The organism is Arthrobacter sp. zg-Y750, from assembly GCF_020907365.1.
Taxonomy (GTDB): Bacteria; Actinomycetota; Actinomycetes; order Actinomycetales; family Micrococcaceae; genus Arthrobacter_B.
In genome coordinates this window covers 383,443-401,391 of sequence record NZ_JAJJOC010000013.1, presented here as the reverse complement: position 1 = coordinate 401,391, position 17,949 = coordinate 383,443, and the positions used below count along the sequence as shown (strand labels likewise).

The following is a 17,949-nucleotide window of genomic DNA, read 5'->3' as shown; positions in this document are numbered from 1 at the left end:
TTTACGGTTCGGTGGTGCTGCCGGCGCCGTCGCCCGGTACCAGCTTCACCGAAATGGAGTTGATGCAGAACCGCTGGTCGGTGGGCGTATCAAAGCCTTCGCCCTCGAACAGGTGGCCCATGTGAGAGTCGCAGTTGGCGCAGCGGACCTCAATGCGGTCCATGCCCATGCTGCGGTCGTGCAGGTAACGGACCTTGCCCTCGGCCAGCGGGGCGAAGAAGGACGGCCACCCGCAGTGCGAATCGAACTTCTCGTTGCTGGTGAACAGGTCGCTGCCGCAGGCCCGGCACTGGTACACGCCGGCGGTCTTGGTGTCCCAGTATTCGCCGGTGTAGGGCCGTTCGGTGCCGGCCTTGCGCAGGACGGCGAATTCCTCGGGGGAAAGTTCCTCGCGCCACTGCTCGTCGGACTTTTGCACCGGGATGGTTCCGGCGTTCTCTTCGGTAGTCATATCCGCGTCAACGCTTAAGAGTCGCCAATAAATCCCGAGCCGCTGTACAGGTGCAGTACCGGCACGCCCAGCCGGTCCTGGGCCTCGTTGGCCCAGTCGGTGCGGAAGGTGTCTTCGATGGCGTGCGGGGTGGTGATAACCACCACCTGATCCGCCTGCGTACGCTTGGCGGTTTCGACGACGGCGGTCACCGGCTCCTCGCCGGTGACCGTGCCGGTGGCTTCCAGGCCGGAGGCCTGCATCAGTTCCAGCGATTCGGCCAGTTCGGTGACGGCGGCTTTCACCTCGTCGGCCTTGGAGGGCCGGTCACCGGTGAGGTTCTTGAACGCGGCGGAGAATTCCAGCAGGCTCAGGTTGTCCAGCACGTCCACCAGCAGGTTCCGGCCCGGATCGGCCGGGACCAGCACCTCAAAGCGGGTGGGGGTATCACCGGCCAGGGCACGCAGGTTTTCAATGTCGCCGGGAACCAGCGATTCTTCGGTCAGCACCACAATTGTCGAGGTCATGGCCACCAGCCTAATATGCCCGCCGCTCCGGCACGGCTCGGCGCGGCGCGGCCTCGATGCGCGGCAGGGCGTCAGCGTCGGTAAGAATAGTCTTATGGCTATCTCCGTTCCTACTGAAGTTCCTGCCGGTTCTGCTGCGGTACGCTCCGTGGTTCCCTGGGTCCGCTGGACCGCTTTCGGGGCCGGAATAGGTGCGGTGGCATCAACTGCGGTGGTGGCGGCGGCGTCGGGCCTGGGCGTTTACTTCGCCCGCCAGGTGGTGACCCCGGCACGCACCCGCGACTCGAACCTGGAGATCCTGGCCGTGACCGAGAGCGAGCACGGACGCCAGGTCATCCTCCCGGCCAACGCGGATACCACCGTGGACGGGACATACAGCCTGTACTTCGACAACGGCGAAGGGCACGCCCGGATCGGTGCCATCCGCTCCTACGTGCCGCGTGAGGGCACCGTGCAGCGCGACGTCGAAGAGGTCTACAGCGGTGACCTCACCAAGGCCCGGCGCGGCTGGTGGAGCGGTTCCATTTATCCCTCGCCGGCCGCCGTCGGGATGCCCGAAGAAGAAGTGCAGATCCCGCTGGAGAACGGGACCGCTCCGGCCTGGTTGGTGCGCACCCCCGGGGCGGAGACCTGGGCTGTCATGGTCCACGGCCGGGGCGCGCGGCGCACCGAGTGCCTGCGAGCTGTGCGCACCGCGCGTGAAGCCGGGCTGAGCAGCCTGCTGATCTCCTACCGCAACGACGGCGAGGCCCCTTACGCAGCGGATGGCCGCTACGGTCTGGGGCACACCGAATGGCACGACGTCGAGGCCGCCATCCGGTACGCGCTGGAGAACGGTGCCAAGGATGTCGTCCTGTTCGGCTGGTCCATGGGCGGGGCGATCAGCCTGCAGGCTGCAGACCGATCACCGCTGAGCCGCTACATCCGCGCAATGGTGCTGGACGGGCCGGTGATCAACTGGGTGGATGTGCTGGCGCACCACGCCAGGGTGAACCGGATTCCGGCGCAGGCCGGGCGGCTGGGACAGTGGCTGATCTCCAACGCCGCCGGCCGGGCGCTGACCGGACTGGCCGCTCCGCTGGACCTCAAGAGCATGGACTGGGTCACCCGCGCAGAGGAAATCCGGATCCCGACCCTGATCCTGCACAGCAAGGATGACGACTTCGTGCCCTACGGTCCGTCAGCCGAACTGGCGGAGAAGAACCCGGAAGTCATCACTTTCGAGCCCTTCACCCAGGCCGGACACACCAAGGAATACAACGTGGATCCCGAACGCTGGGAGCGTGTGGTGCTGGGCTGGCTGAACAGCGCCCTGGGCCGCACCCGGCACCCCGCGGAGCACCGTACGGGGGACTAGCCGGGGGAGTAGCGGGGGATCGGGGACCGGACTCCGAGCCCCGGCGGCCCGGGCCCCGGAGCAGCCGGGTTAGTGCGTTGTTCCCGCCAGCGGTGCGCGGTAGCGCACCTCGGCTAGCGGTGATCCGTTGAGGACTTCGGTTCTGGCGGCGCCGTCCGGGACCAGCCCCATCCGTTCATAGAAGCGCCGGCCGCGGACGTTTGTCTCCAGCACCCACACGCTGACCTCCGCGTGCTGGCTGCCGCGCAGCTGATCCAGTGCTGCCTCCCAGAGACGGCGCCCTAATCCGGTGCCTACGTGGTGTGCGCGCAGATACAGGGAGGTGACCTCTCCGGTTTGCGGGCCGGCGTCGCGGTCGCGGCTGGTGCCTGCGTGGGAAAACCCGACCATTTCCAGGCCGATCACGGCCACGTGCGGCTGCGGGACGGTTCCTTCCCGGACCAGCCGTGTCCAGCCTTCGGCCCTGCGGTCGGCATCCATCGCGTCCAGCACGGTGTCCGGCATCAAACCGCGGTACGCCCACTGCCATGCAGCGACATGCACTGCACCGAGGGCCGGCATGTCGGTTTCGGTGGCGCGGCGTATCTCAGCGGTAGGCATCCGTGTATTCAACAATGGAAAAGACCATTAGCGCCAGTGCGGTCCGTCAGGCGGCGTCCGGCGCGGCCTCGCGCGGAGGAAAGCGCGACGACGGCGCTGCCGGCCACCACGGTTACTCTTCTGCGGCGGGAGCCCTGTTCTCGGGATGCACGGCCAGGAAGATGGAATACCTGGTGCTGTCCGCTTCCTCTTCGGCTTCGGCTTCCTCCGCCTTGAGCTCCTCCAGGATGCCCATTACCCGGTCCACGAACCGGTCATGCCCCGCCTTGGTGAGGCGGACCCCCAGCCGGGAAATCATGACCTCCGCCGACGCCGGGACCTGCCCCATTTCATCGACGAAGGCACCGACTACTGCGCCGCGAACATCGAGATCATGCCCGTCCAACTCCAGTTTCCAGGACTTTTCCGTGGCCAGATAGGGAACTTCATAGGCTCCGCTGGGCCCGGACCGGCCCTCTTGCGCCTCGAGGAAACCCGCGGAGACGAGCTTGCGGACGTGGTAGAGCACCGTGGCGGGATTGGCCCCCAGCCGGGTGGCGATTTCCTTGTTGGTCAGCTGCTCCTTGAGGCACAGCCGGAGGATCCGGAACCGTATTGCGGAGGCGAGGGCCTTGGCTTCTTCCTCGCTGGCCGGCCGCCGCGGGGCCTGGCGGCTCTCTTTCGTCATGCGGGCAGAATATCAGAGGGCTATTGACAAAACTCAATCGATTGCACAAAGTCAATCGCATGACGACGGAGAAGAGTGCCGCGACGGAGAATAGTGCGACGACGGACAAGAGTGCAGGGACGGACAAGAGTGCGGTGACGGAGAAGAGCGCAGCAGAGGTCACGGAGAGTAGCCCCGCAGGCAAGGGCGGCCGGGGGATCCTGCGGGAGCACGACTTCCGCAACCTCTTCTACTCCACGGCGCTGAGCAGATTCGGGCAGGAGATCTCCGGCCTGGCACTTCCGCTGGTAGCCGTCCTGTCATTGGACGCCAGCGAACTGGAGGCAGGCGTGCTTGCTGCCGTGAGCACCGTGGCTTTCCTGCTGGTCGGACTGCCCGCCGGGGTTTGGGTGGACCGGCTGCGCTACCGGCACGTACTGGTCTCCTCCGACGTCATCCGTTCTGTGGTTCTGCTGACCATTCCGCTGGCCTGGTGGCTGGGCGTGCTGTCTATCTGGCAGCTCTACGCCGTGGCCCTGGTGACCGGAATCTTCAGCGTGTTCTTCGACGTGGCGTACCAGAGCTACCTTCCGCAGCTGATTGGCCGCAGCAGGCTGGTGGAAGGCAATGCCAGCTTGGAGACCGTGCGATCCGTCGCCCAGCTGGGCGGCCCCGCTGCGGCCGGGCAGCTCATCGCATGGCTTACCGCCCCCTTCGCCGTGGCCTTGGATGCCCTGGCCATGGGGCTGTCAGCGCTCTTCGTTTTCCGGATCCGGAAGCCGCAGGCCCGGCCGGTGCGGGATCCCGGTTCAAGGCTCGGTGCCGACATCGCGGAGGGCCTTCGTTTTGTCCTGGGCAACCCGCTGCTGCGCGCCGTCGCCGGATCCAGCGGCCTGTTCAACTTGGCTTTCTCCGCCTACATGGCGATGCTGATCTTTTTCCTGCCCCGCGATTTGGGGCTGGGCTCGGGGCAAATGGGAATCGTGTTCTCGCTGCTGGGTGTGGGCGGCCTGCTGGGTGCGCTGGCCGCGAAGCGGGTGACCGCATGGCTCGGCGAAGGCCGCTCCATCTGGATGTCGGTAGCGGCAACGGCGCCTTTCGCGCTGCTGTGGCCCGCAGCCAGCCAAGGCTGGACGGTCTGGCTCGGAGCAGCGGGCCTAGGGGTCGCAAGCTGCGGCACCGTTGTCTACAACATTGCACAGGTCAGTTTCCGCCAGCGGCTGACTCCCGACCGGCTGCTCGGCCGGATGAATGCCACCATGCGGTTCCTGGTGTGGGGAACGCAGCCTGTAGGAGCGGTTCTGGGCGGGGTTATGGGCCAGGTCTACGGAGCGCGGCCGGCCCTTTGGATTGCCGGGGTCCTCGCGTGCCTCGCGTTCCTGCCGCTGGTCCTGTCACCGCTGCGCGCAATGCGGGACCTGCCGGACGGTGATCAATAGCCGGGCACCCGGCATCGGGCCTGTATCTTCGGTGGAAAAGCAGCACCAATGGGGGAGCCAATGCCGAAGAGTAACCAATGCTGAATCATGACCGGGCCGGAATGCCTGCCGACTTTTTCCGGGCTTGGAACCAGGGCCTGCATCCGGACCTGTACGAAATCGAGAACCGTGCCCTGGACCGGGAGGAGTATGTATGGGCGGCCCTGTCCCGTCTCGCGCCTTGGGCGGGCCGCATCATCCTTGACCTGGGCTGCGGCACCGGGTTCTGGCTGCCCCGGTATGCGGAACAGGCGGCCTCGGTGATCGGCGTCGAACCCGATCCGGAGCTGCTGGCAGCGGCACGGGCACGGGCCGGCGGCGCCTCGGTGCTGCATGGTTCGGCGGAGTACATCCCGCTTCCGGGCAGTTCGGTGGACGTAGTCCATGCCCGGTTTGCGTACTTTTTTCCGTCGCCTCAGAATGACTGCTCGGCTGGGCTGGCGGAGGTCCTGCGGGTGCTGCGGCCCGGCGGGTCCCTGATGGTCATCGACAATGACCAGGACGACGGCGAGTTCGCGGACCTGCTCGAGGCGGCCAACGCGGCAGCCGGCCAGGGCGAGGGCGACTACATCGCGTCCTGGTGGGCGGAACACGGTGCGTCAACCACGCGGGTGATGAGCAGCTGGACCTTCGACCGCCCGGAAGAGCTGGCCGACGTCGTGCGGATGGAGTTCCCGAAGGGGACCGCCGATGCGTGGCTGGAAGCCGATCCGCAGCGGTCCCGGCTCAGTTACGGCTACGCCCTGCACCACGTGCGCAAGGGCTAGGCACCAGCCGCAGCCCGAGACAGGCGGCCCTCAGGCCGGGGCGGCCGCGATGGGGGCAGAGACGGCGTGCGTGAGCCGGATCAGGTCAAACGGGGAGAGGCCGATCTGCAGGCCGCGCCGGCCGCCGGACACATACACGGTGTCCAGCAGCTCGACGCGCGAGTCGATGCCGGCGGGGGAGGCGTGCTTCTGGCCCAGCGGGGATATCCCGCCCACCACGTAGCCGGTGCGCTTCTCCGCCTCGTGGCGGTCCGCCATCACGGCTTTGCGGGCACCCATCAGCGCGGCGAATTTCTTCAGGTCCAGGTTCAGCGCCACCGGCACCATGGCCACGGCCAGGTGTCCGCCCAGATCCACCATCAGGGTTTTGTACACGGATTCCGGCGGCAGCTGCAGCTTCTCCGCCGCTTCCAGTCCATAGGAGGGCGCACCGGCGTCGTGCTCGTAATGACGCACGGTGTACGGAACCTTGCCGTGGTCCAGCAGACGCGTGGCCGGCGTCGCGCTCCGGCCCGCGTTCTTGTCCCGGTTGCCCGCCATGGTGCTGCCCTCCTGCTGTGCCGGTGAAACTGCTGTGCCGGTGAAACCTACGCCTGGTTCAGCTTTTCGTGTTCAGCGAGCCGGCGCTTGATACGTCCCAGCATGGCGGACATCCCGCGCATGCGCAGCGGGGTGATGGCCCGGGTGAGCCCCAGCCGGTCCGGAACATCGGCCGGCACGGCCAGGATCTGCGCTGCCGGCAGTCCGTTCAGGCCTTCGTACAGGACACTGGCGAACCCGCGGGTAGTGGGTGCTTCCGGCGGCGCCTTGAAGAACAGGGACACCAGGTGTTCGGGGGAGTCGTCCACATCCAGGCTGAGGAACACCGGCGACTGGCATTCCACTACCTGCTCCATCAGTTCGGGCCGGTCGGCGATTTCCGCGGGCAGCTCGGGCAGGCTGCGGGAGAATTCCAGCAGCAGTTCCAGCCGCTCGGCTTCCTCCATTGCCTGGAAGTCGTCGACGATTTCGGCCAAGGAGTCCGGGATGGCGGTTTCGGGTGTTGCGGTCATGGGGAAATCTCTCTTTATGCGGTGGAAATCAGCGGGGTGCGTTGCCGGGTTCTTCACCGCGGGCAATCGGCACGCGCACGGCGTTGCCCCACTCGGTCCAGGATCCGTCATAGTTGCGTACGGACTCGAAACCGAGCAGGTGCTTCAGGACAAACCAGGTGTGGCTGGAACGTTCGCCTATGCGGCAGTAGGCCACGACGTCGTCGCCCTCCTGCAGGCCCGCCCCGTCCTTGTAGAGGGCCTCGAGCTCGTCGCGGCTGCGGAATGTGCCGTCTTCGGCGGCGGCCTTGCCCCACGGCACGGACTTCGCGGTGGGAATGTGCCCGCCCTTCATGGCGCCCTCATCCATGTAGTCGGGCATGTGCGTGCGTTCGCCGGTGTATTCGGCGGGGGAGCGCACGTCGATCAGCGGTCCCTTGCCCAGGTGGCCGACGACGTCGGGCAGGAACGCGCGGATCTGTTCGTCGCGGCGCTCCACCACGGGGTAATCGGTGGGCTGCACGGAAACCTTGTCCGTGGTCATGGGGCGGCCTTCGGCAACCCACTTGTCCCGGCCGCCGTCGAGCAGCCGGACATCCTCGTGGCCGAACAGGGTAAAGACCCACAGGGCGTAGGCGGCCCACCAGTTGCTCTTGTCGCCGTAGAGGACCACGGTGGAGTCGCGGGTGATGCCCTTGCGGGACATGAGCTGCGCGAAGGCCTCGCCGTCCACGAAGTCCCGGGTGTCGGCGTCGTTGAGGTCGGTGTGCCAGTCGATCTTGCCGGCGCCGGGGATGTGGCCCGTTTCGTAGAGGAGGATGTCCTCGTTGGATTCCAGGACCACCAGGTTATCCGGCTTGTCCAGGTGTTCCGCCAACCAGTCCGTCGACACCAACCGCTCCGGGTGGGCGTAGGCGGCGAACTTGGGGTTGCTGTCAGCGGCGATCGACATACGCAAAACTTCTTTCCTAGGCTTTTGAATATTGGCTTCTTCTAAGCCTAACGACGCCGGGAGGTGAAAACTTCCAATGCCCGCCTAACCCGGGGACGCCCCGGTCAGGAGGCGCAGTGCCGGACGGCCGGTGGGGACGCGCAGCGCCAGCACGGCGACGGCAGCGCCGACGACGGCGAACACGGCCTCCAGTGGCTGGAACTCGACGTAGGCGGTTTCCCAGGCTTCCAATCCGATCAGGCTGAGGCCGGCCGCCACTCCCAGCGGCCGGGCTGCCCGGTGGCGGCGCAGCTGGAGGATCCCGGTGGCCAGGTATCCGCCGCCGCACCCGGCGGCCAGAAGCAGGCCGGGCAGCCGCCAGTCCGTAAACGGGGTCCGCCGCAGCACATGCGGATCCGCGTGGAGGAACGCGCCGTCGGGCCGGACGGCCAGCAGGATTCCGCCGCCGAGGGCAGCAGCGGCTGTGCCGAACTCCAGGCCTATCAGGGTCCGTTCAGCGCCGATGCGCGGGCTGTCCGCATTTGGGCTCGCGGTGCGCCGAGGGGTCATGTGTCGAGTATTGGCTGCGTTTCGGCCGGCGTCCAGACATGACGGAGGGCAACGTTCCGATTCTGCCTGGCCGGCCGCAGGTGTGCCTCGAGAGTCGCTCCGGCCCGAAAAAAGGGGGACGGTAATGCTTGCATCCCACCTCACCGCCGGGGCACGGGCAGTGTGGGTGCTCGCGGTGCTTGCCTTCCTGTTCGCCGGCCCGAGCCTATGGTTCCCGATCGGTCGTCGCGCCAATACCTTAGGCCGTGAGCCGAGCCCCAACCGGCCAAGCAGTAGCACTGTGCGCGCAGCTCCAGGCACGGAGGCAGCTAGAAGCAGGCGGTGAGTAGTATGCACTGCAAGGTGAACTACTGCGACCGCGGAGGCTGCGATGACACATGGTTCGGTCCGTACCGGCAGGAAGCCGGGCGAAGCGCCGTTACGGATCCTGTGCGGCAGCCTGACGCTGGGGCTGAGCCTGATATGCGTGTATGCAAGCTTCAGCCGGGCGATCCAGGGGACCGGCGGCGAAGCCGTCACTTCCTGGATCTTCTTTGCGTGGGGCTGCGCCACGGCCATCGGTGGGGCATGGGTCATAAGAGGCCGGTCGAAAGGTCAACCGATCGTTTTCGCGCGGGACCGCAAGCGACTCATACTTGTTGCTTCACTGGCCATTTCAGTTGCAGGCATGCTGATAGTACTCGCCGTCCAATTCTCGACGACTGGTGATGAAGAATGGCCTTTCCTGCTGCAGACGATGTTCGCAGTCCTCTTTGCTTCCGTGTTGTTTCTGCTCTTTGAGCGAGAGGACTCCAAGGAGCAGACTGCGCCGAAGCCGTTGACGGCGGCGGGACGGCGGAAAGCCAGACGTTTGCTGATCGTGATGGTTCTGGTCGGAGTATTGACGTTGACTGTCGGCCTCGCCGCAGGCGTCCAGACCGATAGCTGGTGGGAAGAAGGGCTCAGTCGGTTAGGTACTGCACTTTTGGCAGCAGCTGCAGTGCTCGGGTACCGGCTAAAGACGAACCGTTGAAGTGCGATCACGGCGTCCCGACGGCGTCGAGTTTCGCTGGAGACGTCGCTGCGCGGTGGCGTGTCTCGGACCTCAGCCCCAGGTACGTGCCGGTGATGATGAGTGCGGCACCGGCGATGCCCGGCAGCGGAAGGGCTTCCCGGCCTATGGTAATTCCGATGAGGACGGCCCAGATAGGTTCGGTGCCCATCAGGAGGCTGGCCCGCGACGCCGAGGTCTGCTGGATGGCCCAGGTCTGGACGAGGAATGCGAACACGCTGCATGCCAGCCCCAGGTAGAGCACACCCATCCATTCACCGGCGTCGAAGCTGCGCACTGCCTCGAGCACACCTTGGTGGTCGGCTGCGCTATATACGACGGCGCAGACCGCACTTTGCATCAGGGTCAGATTCAGTGCGCTGTGACCGCGTCCCTGGGTGAGGCCGGAGACGGCGGTGACGTGGATTGACCGCACGACGGCGGCGGCCAGCACAAGCAGGTCTCCCAGCGTCGGAGCAGCGAATCCGTCACCGGAGACAAGGAGGCATACACCTACCACTGCCACCACCCCCGCCACGAAGACCATGCGCGGCAGCGGCACGCGGAAGGCGAGGCTCTCCGTGACGGGGGTAAACACAATCACGAGACTGATGATCAGCCCGGCATTCGTGGCACTGGTACCGGAGATTCCCTGGGTTTCCAGGAGAAGTACCGCGGCCTGTGTCAGGCCCAGGACCACGCCGACGAGCGTCTCGCGGCGACCGGGCCGACGGCGGTTCCCGACCAGCCAGATGAGTGCCAGGGCCAGCGTGGTGATCAGGAAGCGCAGGGAAAGGATGACGGTGACGCCGACTGTCTCGGTGAGGGTTTTGGCTGCAAGATAACTGCTGCCCCACACGACAGCGACCATCAGGAGTAGGAGATCCACCCTGCGCGCAGAAAGTAGCGAAAACAACAGGCGTCGCGGTTCAGTCCGGATTCGCCGGGCGGGCTGGATTCGCCGGGCGGGCTGGATTCGCCGGGCGGGACGCGGGGAGGGGAAGGTCACCTGACCAGTCTTATGGCAATGGAAAGATAAGACGAGAGGGCATTTGATGAACTGATGGTTTAGGTTTTCCTTATGGATCTGCATCAGTTACAGCTGCTTCGGGAATTGGGTGAGCGAGGCAGCCTTGCCGCAGTTGCCCGCGCGCTCCATGTCTCCGCATCCGCCGTGTCGCAGCAATTGGCGGCGCTGCAGCGCCGGGCAGAGGTTCCCCTGACGGAGCGGCGGGGACGGAACCTTGTCCTGACCGGCGCCGGCCAGGCCCTGGCCCGGGCCGCCGTTGATATCAGCGTCGCCATGCGTTCTGCCGAGCAGGCCGTCAGCCATTACCTCCAGGACCCCCGCGCGACGGTGAACCTGTGCGCCTTCAACAGCGCCGGCCTGACCTACTTCGGGCCCCTGCTTCAAGCGCTGTCCGGTGAGGATAGCCCGCGGCTAATCTGCCATGACCGGGATGTGGGCCAGGAAGACTTTCCCGCCCTGGCCGCCGATTACGACGTGGTCATTGCCCACCGCCTTGAGCACAGCCCGCCATGGCCCGAATCCATCACCGTCCTGCCGCTGGTTCGGGAGCCCCTCGACGTCGCAATGTCAGAGACACACCCTCTCGCCATTGAGCCAAGCGTCAGCGTCGCCGACCTCATCACTGAAGAATGGGTGTCAGTCCAGGACGGCTTTCCGCTGACGTCTGCCCTGCAGGCACTTGCTGTTCACGCCGGGCAACCCCTTAATGTCACGCACCGGATCAACGAGTTTTTCATTGCGGCAGCGATTGTCTCCGCCGGTTCTGCCGTCTCGCTGATGCCGCGCCACACCGCAGCCCCGCCGCCAGGCAGCGGGATTGTCCTCAAACCGATCCACGACCTGCCGCTGGCACGGCGCGTGGATATCCTCTGCCGGCCTGAAGCACTCCAGCGGGTGGCAGTCCTGCAGGTCGTTGACGCCCTTCGACGGATTCCGTTCTCTAACTAGCTGCGTCGTACCAGCGCAGAACCCGCAATGCCCGGAGGGTGTTCCACCGGCTCGGCGTGCCGTCGGGTCCTTCGAAGCGAAAGTGGACCGCGCCGGGGTGGGTGTTCTCCAGCAGCCACCGTCCATCCGGCTGGCGTTTCGCACGGATATGGTCGATCGCTTCAGCCAGCCGCGGATCGGCCGGTCCGCCGCGCAGGGCGAAGTAGCTCGCCGCCTTGAGCAGGTCATAGTGCCCGCGAGGAGGATAGGAGAACTGAAGCCATCGCGGGTCCACCACCTCGCCGGTGCGCAAGGACCGGAACAGGGAGCGTTGAAGCAGGTACTCCTCGCCGTCATGGCGTGCCCGGTGGACCTCGTCGGATCCACCGGTGTGCCGCTCCCACCGCAGTAAAGCGTCCACCACATCAAGGGTGCTGGAAAAGGATCCTGGTGCCGGACGTGTCTCGGCCCAGCAGTTCCAGCCGCCGTCGGGCATCTGGTCCGCAAGGAGCCGCTGCACCACCGGCTCGACGTCGACGCCCAAGTAGTTGCCGATCAGGATAGTGCCGGCATTGATGCAGCAGTCGACTTCCCCGGCGAAGAACGGCAATCCGTCGTATTCCCACCTGCAGTTGTCGGCGACCAGCTGCGCTGTCTCCTGCATCACCGCGCTGTCCGGTGGTACGCCCAGATGGCACAGGTCCAGCAGTACCGGGTAGGTAGCGGTCCACGGTTGCTCCGGCTCTCCGCCCGGTTGCACGCCCGGTTGTGCGCCCGGCGTCGGTTCTGCAAAGGCGGCAGGGAACGGCGGCGGTGGTTCCCCGCCGGCCAGGGCCCGCGCCGTACTCTCGGCGAACGCCGCGGTATCCGGGAAGCAGGCCCCGTCCGCCCACCGTCCGTCAGGGGCACGCCTTGCGAGCAGCCCGGCGCCCCACCCTGCGTGCTCCACCCGCGCCCGTTCAGCGTCCACCTCATCCTGGGAGGCGTCGAGAAGGTCGCGTAACACCTGCCACCGGATGGCCGGATCGCCTTGCAATAACCACTCCACGACCGGATCAACCGTTCGCGGCGTCCGTGAGAGATCGGCTTCGTACTTCTTTGGCGAAGATTCCACGGCGGAATCGTATTCGAAGGCGATCACGCAATAAAGAGCCCAAGGCATCGGACTTCGCGGATACCCCTGAATGTCCTCACCACTGACGCTCGTGCCGGTGCGCGGCGTTTACGCGACCGTGAGAAGAAGGGCGTCGGGCTGCCCTCGTGGTTGGGGATCGGGGTGCCCCAGGGCTTGCAAATCTCATTCACGGGCGCGTTGGCGTATCGTTTGCAGGGCGGCGAAATGCCGCCACCCAAAGAGCATCAGAACCGGCAGACCTTGCCGGCCGGGCACGAAACGGACGGACAGCACGCAGTGGCACAACTGGAGCACCTGACAGAACGGACTCCCCAGGTATCCGTAAACGAACTGCTGCAGGGATTCTTCCCCTCGCCTCGCTTCGGCAGCGTGTCCTTTGATTCCTACCGCCCCGATCCGGCGCAGCCATCACAGGCAAAAGCCGTGGACGCCATGCGCTCCTTTGCCGCCGACGTCGACACCCCCGAGCCCAGCGGTTTCCGGAAGTTCTTCGGCGGCAAAAAGCCCGAGACCAAGGCCGGGTTCTACCTCGACGGCGGATTCGGCGTCGGCAAGACCCACCTCCTCGCCTCGCTGTGGCATGCGGTGGAGGGCCCCAAGGCCTTCGGCACGTTCGTGGAATACACCAACCTGGTAGGCGCACTGTCCTTCCGCAAAACCGTGGACGCCCTGAGCACCTACAAGCTGGTCTGCATTGACGAGTTCGAGCTCGATGATCCGGGAGACACCGTGCTCATGTCCCGGCTGATGCGGGAACTGGCCGACGCCGGCGTCAAGCTCGCAGCCACGTCCAACACCCTGCCGGGCTCGCTGGGGGAGGGACGCTTTGCCGCCGTCGACTTCCAACGCGAAATCCAGGTCCTGGCCGACCAGTTCGATGTAGTCCGCATCGACGGCGAGGACTACCGCCACCGCGGCCTGCCCGAGTCCCCGGCGCCGCTGGACGACGCCGAGCTGGAGCAGCGGATGGAGTCCGAGTTCAGCGGCAAGACCGTGGCAGCCGATGACTTCTCCGAGCTGATCGCGCACCTGTCCAGCGTCCACCCCAGCCGCTACCGGCAGCTGATCGACGGTATCGACGCCGTCGTCTGGCGGAACGTACAGACCATCACCGAGCAGTCGGTGGCGCTGCGCTTCGTGGTCCTCGCGGACCGGTTGTATGACAAAGACGTGCCGATCCTGGCCAGCGGCGTGCCGTTTGACCAGCTGTTCACGAAGGAAATGATGGCCGGCGGGTACATGAAGAAGTATTTCCGTGCAGTCTCCCGCCTGACCGCACTGGCCCGGGAAGGTCAGACCGGCGAGGATTCCTAGCAAGATTCCCAGCAATTAAACGCGGAAGCGCCGGTGCCGCCTCGCGGCGGGACCGGCGCTTCTTGTCGTGCTCGTAAGACTTACTGGACCGGAGGGGTTTGTCCGGGACCGTTGCCGGTTCCCGGCTCCTTGCCGCGGTTGGTCTTATCAACCGCTTCGGAAACCTTGCTCTGGAGGCCATCAATCTTGCTGGAGTACTTGTGGCCCGTCTTCTGGTCCACGAAGTTGCCGGCCTGATCGATTCCGCCCTTGATCTTGTCGGCGTTCTCGCCCACAAATCCGGCGGCCTTACCCTTCAGCTCTCCGGCCCTGCCCTTGAGCTCGTCAAATACAGACACGGATCACCTCCTTTCACAGGGGAAACCCGCTCGTTTCCCGTTCCCCTCCATGGTAGGCCGTGGCGCTGGAGCGGCCAAGGGTTTCTTTTGTGGGCGCAATTTTTCATCCCCGGCGCCTAGGCTGGGGGTGAACTCGCGGCGGGGGAGTCGGCAGGGTCGGCAGGCCGGCTCAGACGGTATGCCTTGTGTACAGCTGATGCGGGCAAATGCTGCTTCAGGGGGCGTCTGCTGTACGGGAGATGAGGCCGGCACCGCATCTGCTGTACACAGGCACAGCAGTGCGGACACAGCGCAGGGATTGGCACCCCTCGGAAGCGCTTAAACGAAAGAAGGAACAGGCGAAAACCTGTTCCTTCTTTTCCGGCCTGAAAACCGGGGGAGAGCGGACGACGGGATTCGAACCCGCGACATCCACCTTGGCAAGGTGGTGCTCTAGCCAGCTGAGCTACGTCCGCAAATGTAGACAGTCGAAACTGTCCGTGCGCGATACTGGGATCGAACCAGTGACCTCTTCCGTGTCAGGGAAGCGCGCTACCGCTGCGCCAATCGCGCCCGGCTGCCCGGCCCGTTCAGGATTACTCCTGGAAAACCAAAGGCAGCAGGGAGAGCGGACGACGGGATTCGAACCCGCGACATCCACCTTGGCAAGGTGGTGCTCTAGCCAGCTGAGCTACGTCCGCAAGAAAGCACTGAAAACAGTACTGTCGTGCGCGATACTGGGATCGAACCAGTGACCTCTTCCGTGTCAGGGAAGCGCGCTACCGCTGCGCCAATCGCGCCCATAAATGGGTTTTGCTGCAATCCACTGTGGAGGTGGGGACGGGATTCGAACCCGCGTATACGGCTTTGCAGGCCGCTGCCTCGCCTCTCGGCCACCCCACCGTAACCGCCGCGTGAAGCTTTGGCTGTCCGCCTCCGGGAGAACCAGGAGCGGCTTGTACAGTGACTTGCGAGCGGACGACGGGATTCGAACCCGCGACATCCACCTTGGCAAGGTGGTGCTCTAGCCAGCTGAGCTACGTCCGCATTGAAGAAGTTAGGGGTTATTTGCCTCGGAACGCTTGCGCTTTCCGCGGCGAACCCCCGCTTTCCAACGAAGAAAAACTCTATAGGACGTTTGCGGGTTCGTCCAATCGGCACTGGTTGCGGTGTGGTTCCTGAGACGGTTTGGACTCCCGCCGGATCTGGGCTAGGCTCTTTACTCGTTGGAGTGCTTACGGGCACACCGGCAGGCAACAGAACAAGAAATAGACAAGAAGTAGAAAAAAACAGCAAAAGCTGGGCGATTGGCGCAGTGGTAGCGCGCTTCGTTCACACCGAAGAGGTCACTGGTTCGAACCCAGTATCGCCCACCAGCACAGGCCGTCACTTTCCTTACAGGAAGGTGGCGGCCTTTTTTGTGTCTGGGCGCTTCCATATCCCGTCCGGCAGGCGCATGCTGTGCAGTCGGAACAGAAACCTGGACCACTGGACACCACCAGGACGAAGGGGCGCGATGCCGCAGCCGATGCCGCAGCCGGAGACCAGCCAGCTGGAAAATCTCCTGAAGGGGCTGCTGGCCACGCCAACTGCCCGCCTGCCCTATCAGGACAATGTGCTGCTGCGTTCCTATCTGCTCCAACGGCCCGCGGGCAACGTGATCATCTACAACTCGCCCGGGATCGGCAGCGCGCATCAAGCCATTGAGGAGCTGGGCGGTGCAGTCCGGCTGCTGATCAATCACGCCCATGAAGCCATGTACGGCGCTCCGGGGCTGGATGTGCCGGTATATGTGCACTCCCGAGACCGGGCCGAGGTGGCTGCCGCCATGGAGGTAGCCGGCGTGTTCGAGGACCGGCAAATGATCGACGGCGACCTGGAAGTGATTCCGACACCGGGCCACACAGCCGGCACCGCCAGCTATTTATGGGACAGCGGCGACGGTCGGTTCCTCTTCACCGGAGATTTCCTCTGGATTGAGCACGGCGAATGGAAGGCAGTGGTCCTGGACCCTTCGCTTCGGCAGGCCTACCTCGACAGCCTGGCACTGGTCCGTGAGCTCGATTTCGATGTCCTTGTACCGTGGGGAACCACCGACGACGGCCCTCCGTTCGCACTGGTCGGCACCAGGGCGGAGATCCGTAGCCGGGTGGACGCAGTGATCAACCGCGTACGGGCCGGGGGCACACGGTAAAGGCCGGCTGCAGGAGGCGGCCCGGACACACGGTCCGTCCCGGCAGCCCCTGAACCCGGAGTGTCACCGCCGGGTGGCAGACTGGAAACATGACTGAACCAGCATTGGCACACGCTACCGAATACGGACGGATGTACTCGCGGTCGCTCTCGGAGCCGCCCACGGTGCCCTCTATTACTACGGTGATCGCCCAGGGCTCCACCTCCCTGGACGGCTGGCACAGTTACATGGCGGCCTCCGCCGTCGTCAAGGATCCCAAGCTCAGTGCCGCCTTGGGGAACCCTTCCGCGCTGCGCGGCGTGGTCAAGGATGCTTCCTCCGCCTCTGAACGCTACCGCGACGCCGCGGCCGAGCGGGGCACGCGCGTGCACTTCTACGCCGAGCAGGTTGCCCTTCGGGCCCTGGACCGCCCGCATGAGTTGGAACGTGCCAGGGAAGACCTGGCCTCGCGCGGCGAGCACCAGTTCGCGGACCGGTTCGACGAGTGGTGGAAACTCTACGAAGTCCAGCCCATCGCTCCCGAGATCACCGTCTGGAACGCCGAGGTTGGTTACGCCGGGACCCTGGACCTGGTGGCGCGGATCGGCGGACGGCTGTGCCTGATCGACTACAAAACCAAAAAGACGGACCGGGACGGCCAGGTGAAGCCGCTGGATGACAAGGTGGTGATGCAGCTGGTGGCCGGCATGAAGGCGCAGGAATCCCTGGTCGACGCCGGCGCCGGCACCTGGGAGCCCTGGGCTTACGGACAGGAACCGCTGCTGCTCGGTGTCGCCGTGGGGCAGACCGAGGTGCGGCCCATGCGCGCTAACCCCGCGGTACTGCCGCAGCACTGGTTCAAGTTCTGCGCCCTGCGGCGGGTCTGGCAGACCAGCATGGATGCCATCGGGGCGGGCCGGGCACTGCTTCCCGTGCCGCCGCCGCCGGTTGGTGCGCACGCTGCTCCGGCACCGGAGGCCCCCATCCAGCCCTCGGCCGTCCCGGCGGGCGGCGGAGCCAACTAGACTGGATTCGATCCCAAGCAGCAACAGTAAGGAACGAACACCCGATGGCCATCCTCACTATCCGCACCCTCGGCGACCCGGTCCTTCGGACCCGGGCCGAAGACGTCACCGATTTTGGCCCGGAACTGGCCAAGCTGGTAGCGGACATGGAGGAAACCATGGAGGACGTCGACGGCGCCGGCCTGGCCGCGCCGCAGGTGGGCGTCAGCCTGCGGGTCTTCACCTACCGTGTGGACGGCCAGTCGGGCCACGTGGTCAATCCCGTCCTGGAACTGAGCGAAGACCGGCAGGAAGAGCAGCTGGAGGGCTGCCTGTCCATTCCCGGCCTCGGCTACCGGGCACCGCGCTTCCGCTGGGCTCGCGTCACCGGAGTCGACCTGCACGGCAACCCGATCAGCATCGAGGGCGAAGGGTTGCTTGCCCGCTGCTTCCAGCACGAAACCGACCATCTGAACGGCTCCCTGTACATTGACCGGCTCGAGGGCGAGGACCGCAAGGAAGCACTGCGTGCCATCCGCCAGCGTGAATACGACACCGTGGCCGCACGCACCGTTAGCGAGCGTGCGCAGAGCGTCGGGTCCTCCTTCGGCGGGGGTTCGGTTGGTGCTGGCTCCTTTGGCGGCGGGTCCTTCGGGTCCGGCGCCAAGGCAGGGGCCTAGTC

Annotated in this window: 20 protein-coding genes and 7 tRNA genes; 10 read left to right on the top strand and 17 right to left on the bottom strand. The window is 65.5% G+C overall.

Going from position 1 to position 17,949, the window contains the following annotated elements; all coding sequences use genetic code 11:
• Nucleotide 1 precedes the first annotated feature (1 nt).
• Both msrB and LOC57_RS09770 read right to left on the bottom strand, forming a co-directional pair.
• Nucleotides 2–451 (bottom strand): peptide-methionine (R)-S-oxide reductase MsrB, encoded by a 450-nt coding sequence (gene msrB / locus LOC57_RS09775; RefSeq protein ID WP_227911018.1) that lies wholly within the window; start codon nt 449–451, stop codon nt 2–4.
• 14 nt (nt 452–465) lie between these two features.
• Nucleotides 466–957 carry a hypothetical protein gene (locus LOC57_RS09770; RefSeq protein ID WP_227911019.1) on the bottom strand — a complete coding sequence of 164 codons (492 nt, stop codon included), beginning with the start codon at nt 955–957 and terminating at the stop codon, nt 466–468.
• A 94-nt stretch (nt 958–1,051) separates the two neighbouring features.
• Between LOC57_RS09770 and LOC57_RS09765 the strand changes: the two genes are divergently transcribed.
• On the top strand, nt 1,052–2,314 hold the full coding sequence (locus tag LOC57_RS09765) for an alpha/beta hydrolase family protein (protein ID WP_229959420.1): 1,263 nt from the start codon (nt 1,052–1,054) through the stop codon (nt 2,312–2,314).
• 69 nt (nt 2,315–2,383) lie between these two features.
• Here LOC57_RS09765 and LOC57_RS09760 read toward each other — a convergent pair whose 3' ends face one another.
• Together LOC57_RS09760 and LOC57_RS09755 are read right to left on the bottom strand one after the other, a co-directional pair.
• The gene (locus tag LOC57_RS09760; RefSeq protein WP_229959418.1) at nt 2,384–2,914 is read right to left on the bottom strand and encodes a GNAT family N-acetyltransferase; all 531 of its coding nucleotides are present in this window, start codon (nt 2,912–2,914) and stop codon (nt 2,384–2,386) included.
• Between the two features lie 112 nt (nt 2,915–3,026).
• Nucleotides 3,027–3,581 carry an ArsR/SmtB family transcription factor gene (locus tag LOC57_RS09755; RefSeq protein WP_227926486.1) on the bottom strand — a complete coding sequence of 185 codons (555 nt, stop codon included), beginning with the start codon at nt 3,579–3,581 and terminating at the stop codon, nt 3,027–3,029.
• 59 nt (nt 3,582–3,640) lie between these two features.
• Here LOC57_RS09755 and LOC57_RS09750 point away from each other — a divergent pair, with 59 nt between their 5' ends.
• Nucleotides 3,641–4,999 (top strand): MFS transporter, encoded by a 1,359-nt coding sequence (locus tag LOC57_RS09750; RefSeq protein WP_229959415.1) that lies wholly within the window; start codon nt 3,641–3,643, stop codon nt 4,997–4,999.
• Nucleotides 5,000–5,076: 77 nt separating this feature from the next.
• Entirely contained in the window at nt 5,077–5,805 is a 729-nt protein-coding gene (locus LOC57_RS09745) for a class I SAM-dependent methyltransferase (RefSeq protein WP_229959413.1), read from the top strand.
• A gap of 30 nt (nt 5,806–5,835) precedes the next feature.
• Here the strand turns inward: LOC57_RS09745 and ybaK are convergent, their stop codons facing one another.
• The 4 genes from ybaK to LOC57_RS09725 form a co-directional block, all read right to left on the bottom strand.
• Nucleotides 5,836–6,345, bottom strand: coding sequence for a Cys-tRNA(Pro) deacylase (gene ybaK / locus LOC57_RS09740; RefSeq protein WP_227911033.1), 510 nt, complete (start codon nt 6,343–6,345; stop codon nt 5,836–5,838).
• A 47-nt stretch (nt 6,346–6,392) separates the two neighbouring features.
• A complete protein-coding gene (locus LOC57_RS09735; protein ID WP_227911034.1) occupies nt 6,393–6,857 on the bottom strand; it encodes a SufE family protein in 465 nt (154 codons plus the stop codon).
• Between the two features lie 28 nt (nt 6,858–6,885).
• On the bottom strand, nt 6,886–7,788 hold the full coding sequence (locus LOC57_RS09730) for a sulfurtransferase (RefSeq protein WP_229959411.1): 903 nt from the start codon (nt 7,786–7,788) through the stop codon (nt 6,886–6,888).
• Between the two features lie 84 nt (nt 7,789–7,872).
• A complete protein-coding gene (locus LOC57_RS09725; RefSeq protein WP_229959409.1) occupies nt 7,873–8,337 on the bottom strand; it encodes a hypothetical protein in 465 nt (154 codons plus the stop codon).
• Between the two features lie 370 nt (nt 8,338–8,707).
• Here LOC57_RS09725 and LOC57_RS09720 point away from each other — a divergent pair, with 370 nt between their 5' ends.
• A complete protein-coding gene (locus LOC57_RS09720) occupies nt 8,708–9,349 on the top strand; it encodes a hypothetical protein (protein WP_227911038.1) in 642 nt (213 codons plus the stop codon).
• Between the two features lie 7 nt (nt 9,350–9,356).
• On the opposite strand, the gene LOC57_RS09715 is transcribed toward LOC57_RS09720, so the two are convergent.
• Nucleotides 9,357–10,256 (bottom strand): DMT family transporter, encoded by a 900-nt coding sequence (locus tag LOC57_RS09715; protein WP_227911040.1) that lies wholly within the window; start codon nt 10,254–10,256, stop codon nt 9,357–9,359.
• Between the two features lie 192 nt (nt 10,257–10,448).
• Between LOC57_RS09715 and LOC57_RS09710 the strand changes: the two genes are divergently transcribed.
• Nucleotides 10,449–11,345 carry a LysR family transcriptional regulator gene (locus LOC57_RS09710; protein ID WP_229959399.1) on the top strand — a complete coding sequence of 299 codons (897 nt, stop codon included), beginning with the start codon at nt 10,449–10,451 and terminating at the stop codon, nt 11,343–11,345.
• Here the strand turns inward: LOC57_RS09710 and LOC57_RS09705 are convergent.
• Nucleotides 11,338–12,438 (bottom strand): hypothetical protein, encoded by a 1,101-nt coding sequence (locus tag LOC57_RS09705; RefSeq protein ID WP_229959397.1) that lies wholly within the window; start codon nt 12,436–12,438, stop codon nt 11,338–11,340. The two genes, LOC57_RS09710 and LOC57_RS09705, sit on opposite strands and share 8 nt — an antisense overlap.
• A 297-nt stretch (nt 12,439–12,735) precedes the next feature.
• Between LOC57_RS09705 and zapE the strand changes: the two genes are divergently transcribed.
• Nucleotides 12,736–13,773 (top strand): cell division protein ZapE, encoded by a 1,038-nt coding sequence (zapE, locus tag LOC57_RS09700; RefSeq protein ID WP_229959579.1) that lies wholly within the window; start codon nt 12,736–12,738, stop codon nt 13,771–13,773.
• Between the two features lie 80 nt (nt 13,774–13,853).
• Here the strand turns inward: zapE and LOC57_RS09695 are convergent, their stop codons facing one another.
• From LOC57_RS09695 to LOC57_RS09665, 7 genes are all read right to left on the bottom strand, one after another.
• The gene (locus LOC57_RS09695; RefSeq protein ID WP_227911046.1) at nt 13,854–14,111 is read right to left on the bottom strand and encodes an antitoxin; all 258 of its coding nucleotides are present in this window, start codon (nt 14,109–14,111) and stop codon (nt 13,854–13,856) included.
• A gap of 381 nt (nt 14,112–14,492) precedes the next feature.
• Nucleotides 14,493–14,566: transfer RNA gene (locus LOC57_RS09690), tRNA-Gly, on the bottom strand.
• Between the two features lie 25 nt (nt 14,567–14,591).
• A tRNA-Val gene (locus LOC57_RS09685) sits at nt 14,592–14,663 on the bottom strand.
• Nucleotides 14,664–14,717: 54 nt separating this feature from the next.
• Nucleotides 14,718–14,791: transfer RNA gene (locus tag LOC57_RS09680), tRNA-Gly, on the bottom strand.
• 27 nt (nt 14,792–14,818) lie between these two features.
• A tRNA-Val gene (locus LOC57_RS09675) sits at nt 14,819–14,890 on the bottom strand.
• 29 nt (nt 14,891–14,919) lie between these two features.
• Nucleotides 14,920–14,993 (bottom strand) — tRNA-Cys (locus LOC57_RS09670).
• Between the two features lie 70 nt (nt 14,994–15,063).
• Nucleotides 15,064–15,137: transfer RNA gene (locus LOC57_RS09665), tRNA-Gly, on the bottom strand.
• Between the two features lie 254 nt (nt 15,138–15,391).
• On the opposite strand from LOC57_RS09665, the gene LOC57_RS09660 reads away from it, so the two are divergent.
• The 4 genes from LOC57_RS09660 to def all read left to right on the top strand — a co-directional run bounded on the left by LOC57_RS09660 (nt 15,392) and on the right by def (nt 17,947).
• Nucleotides 15,392–15,466, top strand: a tRNA-Val gene (locus tag LOC57_RS09660).
• Between the two features lie 140 nt (nt 15,467–15,606).
• Nucleotides 15,607–16,284 carry an MBL fold metallo-hydrolase gene (locus LOC57_RS09655; protein WP_229959395.1) on the top strand — a complete coding sequence of 226 codons (678 nt, stop codon included), beginning with the start codon at nt 15,607–15,609 and terminating at the stop codon, nt 16,282–16,284.
• A gap of 89 nt (nt 16,285–16,373) precedes the next feature.
• A complete protein-coding gene (locus tag LOC57_RS09650; RefSeq protein ID WP_227911050.1) occupies nt 16,374–17,288 on the top strand; it encodes a PD-(D/E)XK nuclease family protein in 915 nt (304 codons plus the stop codon).
• A gap of 44 nt (nt 17,289–17,332) precedes the next feature.
• The gene (gene def / locus LOC57_RS09645; RefSeq protein ID WP_229959392.1) at nt 17,333–17,947 is read left to right on the top strand and encodes a peptide deformylase; all 615 of its coding nucleotides are present in this window, start codon (nt 17,333–17,335) and stop codon (nt 17,945–17,947) included.
• Nucleotides 17,948–17,949: the final 2 nt, after the last annotated feature.

Excerpts from the sequence above, each read along its gene's own strand:
- msrB (WP_227911018.1), bottom strand. The coding sequence starts at position 451 with ATGACTACCGAAGAGAACGCCGGAACCATCCCGGTGCAAAAGTCCGAC.
- LOC57_RS09770 (WP_227911019.1), bottom strand. The coding sequence starts at position 957 with ATGACCTCGACAATTGTGGTGCTGACCGAAGAATCGCTGGTTCCCGGC.
- LOC57_RS09765 (WP_229959420.1), top strand. The coding sequence starts at position 1,052 with ATGGCTATCTCCGTTCCTACTGAAGTTCCTGCCGGTTCTGCTGCGGTA.
- LOC57_RS09760 (WP_229959418.1), bottom strand. The coding sequence starts at position 2,914 with ATGCCTACCGCTGAGATACGCCGCGCCACCGAAACCGACATGCCGGCC.
- LOC57_RS09755 (WP_227926486.1), bottom strand. The coding sequence starts at position 3,581 with ATGACGAAAGAGAGCCGCCAGGCCCCGCGGCGGCCGGCCAGCGAGGAA.
- LOC57_RS09750 (WP_229959415.1), top strand. The coding sequence starts at position 3,641 with ATGACGACGGAGAAGAGTGCCGCGACGGAGAATAGTGCGACGACGGAC.
- LOC57_RS09745 (WP_229959413.1), top strand. The coding sequence starts at position 5,077 with ATGCTGAATCATGACCGGGCCGGAATGCCTGCCGACTTTTTCCGGGCT.
- ybaK (WP_227911033.1), bottom strand. The coding sequence starts at position 6,345 with ATGGCGGGCAACCGGGACAAGAACGCGGGCCGGAGCGCGACGCCGGCC.
- LOC57_RS09735 (WP_227911034.1), bottom strand. The coding sequence starts at position 6,857 with ATGACCGCAACACCCGAAACCGCCATCCCGGACTCCTTGGCCGAAATC.
- LOC57_RS09730 (WP_229959411.1), bottom strand. The coding sequence starts at position 7,788 with ATGTCGATCGCCGCTGACAGCAACCCCAAGTTCGCCGCCTACGCCCAC.
- LOC57_RS09725 (WP_229959409.1), bottom strand. The coding sequence starts at position 8,337 with ATGACCCCTCGGCGCACCGCGAGCCCAAATGCGGACAGCCCGCGCATC.
- LOC57_RS09720 (WP_227911038.1), top strand. The coding sequence starts at position 8,708 with ATGACACATGGTTCGGTCCGTACCGGCAGGAAGCCGGGCGAAGCGCCG.
- LOC57_RS09710 (WP_229959399.1), top strand. The coding sequence starts at position 10,449 with ATGGATCTGCATCAGTTACAGCTGCTTCGGGAATTGGGTGAGCGAGGC.
- LOC57_RS09655 (WP_229959395.1), top strand. The coding sequence starts at position 15,607 with ATGCCGCAGCCGATGCCGCAGCCGGAGACCAGCCAGCTGGAAAATCTC.
- LOC57_RS09650 (WP_227911050.1), top strand. The coding sequence starts at position 16,374 with ATGACTGAACCAGCATTGGCACACGCTACCGAATACGGACGGATGTAC.
- def (WP_229959392.1), top strand. The coding sequence starts at position 17,333 with ATGGCCATCCTCACTATCCGCACCCTCGGCGACCCGGTCCTTCGGACC.